Source organism: Brachybacterium nesterenkovii (assembly GCF_900163655.1).
GTDB lineage: Bacteria > Actinomycetota > Actinomycetes > Actinomycetales > Dermabacteraceae > Brachybacterium > Brachybacterium nesterenkovii.
In genome coordinates this window covers 1-2,914 of record NZ_FWFG01000104.1, presented here as the reverse complement: position 1 = coordinate 2,914, position 2,914 = coordinate 1, and the positions used below count along the sequence as shown (strand labels likewise).

Below are 2,914 nucleotides of genomic sequence, written 5' to 3'. Positions count from 1 at the left end.
GGGTGGGAGCAGCCATGGCGGGTGTCCTTCCGGTGAGCGGCGGGCGGATCGGGGGATCCGGGCCGGTGATCGTGGGGCCGCCGAGGAGCGAGGAGGGCATGGACCGGGACGGTCGGCCGGGCGGGCCGTGACGTCCGGTGCCGGGCGCTCTCCTCGTAAGGGGGGCGATCCGAGCGGCCGGGGCGTTCCGGGGCCGAGGGGCCGATGTGATCCGGCGCGTGTTCCGCGGGAGATCGACGACTTTGTTTGTCTCTCGGACTAACATAGACGGCGGGGACGTGGTCCGCAAGGACCGTGGTCCCGATCCAGGGTCCGCAAGGACCGCGGTCCCGATCGAGGGCCTACCGAGGTGCAGCCGCGCGTTCGACGCCATCGGCGCAAGGCAGAGCAGAGGCGCAAGACAGAGAAGACAGGAAGATGGCCCGGGCAGTCGTCCGGATCATCCGGCGATGACCCGATCCGGCGGGGCACCCGCCACACTGGACCCATGACCACGAGGGACGGACGAGGACCGATGCGCGCAGGCGACATGCGGGAGCACAACACCGTGGCGGTGCTGCGCGCCGTCGTGCACGCCCGCGGCGGCATCTCGCGCGCCGAGATCTCGACGGCGCTGGGGCTCACCCGCTCCACCGTCTCGGCGATCGTCGACGCCCTCCTCGGCGCCGGGCTCCTCACCGCAGGGACCCCGATCGCGGGCGGCACCGGGCGCCCCCGGGTGCCGCTGCGTCCGGCCGATGTCGTCGCCGGGCTCGGGGCGGAGATCTCGGCCGACCGCGTGCGCGTCGTCGCCCGCTCCGTCTCCGGCCACCGCCTGGCCTGCCGCGACGCCTTCGCCGACACCCCCGCGCTGCCTCCGGCGCAGGTCGTCGCCCTCCTCGCCGACACCGTCGACGCCGTCCGCGCGGAGCTGCCGAGGCAAACCGACGTCGTCGGCCTGACCGTCTCGGTCCCCGGCCGCATCGGCCGCGACGGCCGCACCGTCGTCTCCGCCCCGAACCTGGGCTGGACCGACGTGCCGCTCGCGGACCTCCTGGGAGCCCACGAGCGCCTCGCCGCTCTCTCCCCCGTGCTCGCCAACGACTCCGATCTGGCCGCCCGCTTCGAGGCGATCTCGCGACCCGGCGAGTCCTTCGTGCTCATCCACGGCGAGACCGGCATCGGCGGGGCGATCGTGGTCGACGGGAGGATCCTGCGCGGCGAGACCGGCTGGGCCGGCGAGATCGGGCACATCAACATCGTCCCCGACGGCGCCCCCTGCGGCTGCGGGCGCCGCGGATGCCTCGAGGCCTACGCCGGGTTCCACACGCTGCGCCGCGCGCTCGACCTGCCCGAGGGCACGCACCTGGACGACCTCGCCCGGGCGCTCGCGAGCCCCGATGCGCGCACGCGGGAGCTGGTGGCAGAGGTCGGCGAGCATCTCGGCGCCGTGATCGCGGCCGTGCTCAACGTGCTGGACCTGTCGACCGTCGTGCTGTCCGGCTACTTCCGGGCGCTCGCGCCGCAGCTCGCGCCCTCGGTGCGGGCGGTGCTGCGCGAACGGGCCCTGCGGCCCGAGGCCGAGCTGGTGCAGTCCGCCGGCGACGGGCGCCAGGAGGCTGACGGCGCCGCCCGCGAGGCCCTCGAGCCGTTCTGGCGGGACGTCACGGGGTGGATCGCCGCGCGGGGGTGAGTCCACCGGCAGATTCGGGGCACCAGGAAGGACTGGTGCCGGGCGGGTGAGTGGGCGGTTCCGCGCTGGGTGCACGCGTTTCGGTCAGGAACGGCCGCCATCAGGCTGGAATAGCGGCCGCTTCCGACCAGAACGCGGCGGGTCTCCACCCTTCCTCCGCACGGCTCATCGGTTGTGTCCCCTCCCGTGTACATGGCGGCGCGCATGTACACGGGAAGGGACACAACCCGCTTGCCACCGCTCGGCCGACCGAGTCTCATAGCCCCATGCTCCCCACCGCGATGCCGCGCCTCGCCCACGGCCCCGTCGTCCTGCGCGCCTTCCGCGACGCCGACGCGCCGCTCGTGCGCTCGGTCGCGGGCGATCCCCTGATCCCCCTCATCACGACGGTCCCGACCTCCGGCACCCAGGTCGATGCCCTCGCCTTCATCACCCGTCAGCACGCGCGCCTGTCCGAGGGCAACGGGTACTCCTTCGCGATCGCGGACGCCGCGACCGACGAGGCCGTCGGCCAGATCGGCCTCTGGCTGCGCGCGATCAGCGCCGGGCGTACGAGCACCGGCTACTGGGTCGGTCCTGCCTCCCGCGGTCGCGGATACGCGGGGGCGGCGCTGCGGGCCCTGAGCGACTGGGCGCTCAGCCTCGACGAGGTCGCGCGCCTCGAGCTGCACGTCGAGCCGTGGAACGAGGGGTCGTGTCGAGCGGCGGTGGCCTGCGGCTTCGCGCGCGAGGGGCTGCTGCGATCGTGGCAGCAGGTGGGCGAGGAGCGGCGTGACATGCTCGTCTACAGCAGGATCGCCGGGGAGGGCTGACGAGCTGACGAGGCAGGGGCGGGCGCCCGTGAGGCCCTTTCGGCCCGTTCGGCGCGCTCACGTTCCACGGGTGGAACGCCAGTGCGCCGCATCGCGGTCCAGCGTCACGGCCCTTGAGCCAGCGCAACGCCCCGCGGGGAGGACAGCGCCCCTAGGTGTATGAGGTCATGACGTTGTCGACACGTTCGTGGACTCGGGTGGCCGGGGGCTGATCAGCGCAGGCGGTGTGCGGCCGATGATAGTTGTAGTGGTGGACCCAGACGCTGATCGCTTCGCGCCGTTCGTCTTCGGAGTAGAAGGCGTGGGCGTAGAGGCATTCCTCGGCGAGGATCCGCTGGTAGCGCTCGACTTTCCCGTTGTGCCTGGGCGTGTAGGTGTCGCGCGTCAGACTTAGTGGCAGGGCCGTTATGTAGGTCCTGAAGGAGAGTCA

2 protein-coding genes and 1 pseudogene are annotated in these 2,914 nt (G+C 72.9%); 2 read left to right on the top strand and 1 reads right to left on the bottom strand.

The genetic code is table 11. From position 1 onward, the window contains the following. Nucleotides 1–487: 487 nt before the first annotated feature. On the top strand, nucleotides 488–1,672 hold the full coding sequence (locus FM110_RS12020; RefSeq protein WP_087104993.1) for an ROK family transcriptional regulator: 1,185 nt from the start codon (nucleotides 488–490) through the stop codon (nucleotides 1,670–1,672). A 266-nt stretch (nucleotides 1,673–1,938) separates the two neighbouring features. Further along, nucleotides 1,939–2,484: a GNAT family N-acetyltransferase gene (locus tag FM110_RS12015; RefSeq protein WP_087104992.1), complete on the top strand. Its 546-nt coding sequence runs from the start codon at nucleotides 1,939–1,941 to the stop codon at nucleotides 2,482–2,484. Nucleotides 2,485–2,635: 151 nt separating this feature from the next. Here FM110_RS12015 and FM110_RS12010 read toward each other — a convergent pair. After that, nucleotides 2,636–2,857: pseudogene (locus FM110_RS12010) on the bottom strand (integrase core domain-containing protein); the annotation flags it as partial. Nucleotides 2,858–2,914 lie beyond the last annotated feature (57 nt).

Excerpts from the sequence above, each read along its gene's own strand:
- FM110_RS12020 (WP_087104993.1), top strand. The coding sequence starts at position 488 with ATGACCACGAGGGACGGACGAGGACCGATGCGCGCAGGCGACATGCGG.
- FM110_RS12015 (WP_087104992.1), top strand. The coding sequence starts at position 1,939 with ATGCTCCCCACCGCGATGCCGCGCCTCGCCCACGGCCCCGTCGTCCTG.